At 63.0% G+C, this 1,013-nt stretch carries 1 protein-coding gene; it reads right to left on the reverse strand.

The genetic code is table 11. The features are described from left to right. The coding region (locus ACFY8O_RS34460; RefSeq protein WP_387909365.1) for a condensation domain-containing protein at window positions 1-1,013 on the reverse strand (1,013 nt) is incomplete at both ends.

The raw sequence follows: 1,013 nt of genomic DNA on the forward strand, positions 1-1,013 counted from the left end.
TGCACCAACTGCTCGAACGGCACATCCTGATGCGCGAAAGCCGCCAGATCCGTCACCCGGACCCGCTCGACCAACTCACCGAACCCCGGATCCCCCGACACATCCGCACGCAACACCAACGTATTGACGAAGAACCCCACCAACTCGTCCAACGCCGCATCCGTACGACCGGCAACCGCCGTACCCAAAGGAATATCCACACCACCCCCCAACCGCGACAACAACCCCGACACACCAGCCTGCAGAACCATGAACAAACTCGAACGCGACGACCGCGCCAACCCCACAAGATCCCGGTGCAAACGCGCACCCAACCCCACCGAAACCGTCCCGCCCCGATAACTCGAAACCACCGGACGCACACGATCCACCGGCAAACTCAACTCATCAGGCAACCCCTCCAGCACCCCACGCCAATAACCCAACTGACGCGAAATAGCCGAACCCTCATCACCCTCATCACCCAACACCTCACGCTGCCACAACGCATAATCCGCATACTGCACAGGCAACGCATCCCACCCAGGCGCACAACCCCCCACCCGCGCCCGATAAGCCACACCCAGATCCCGCGCCAAAGGCGCCTGCGACCACCCGTCACCCGCAATGTGATGCACCACCACACACAACACATGCTCAACATCCGACACCCGGAACAACCACACCCGAACCGGCAGATCCACCGAAAGATCAAAACCGACCGACGCCACCCCCGCCAGAGCAGCACCCACCCCCTCCGGCGCCACATCCACCACCTCGAACGGCACCACCACATCCCCCACCGCGACCACCTCCTGCCACGGCTCACCCCCCACATCCGGAAACACCGTCCGCAACGACTCATGACGGCCCACCACATCCACCAGAGCCGCCCGCAGAGCCCCCACATCCAGCACACCCGACAACCGCACACCCAACGGAATGTTGTACGTCCCGCTCGGCCCCTCCATACGATTCAAGAACCACAGACGCCGCTGAGCGAACGACAACGGAACCCGCACCGGACGCACCAT

Source organism: Streptomyces argenteolus (genome assembly GCF_042902585.1).
Taxonomy (GTDB): Bacteria; Actinomycetota; Actinomycetes; order Streptomycetales; family Streptomycetaceae; genus Streptomyces; species Streptomyces argenteolus.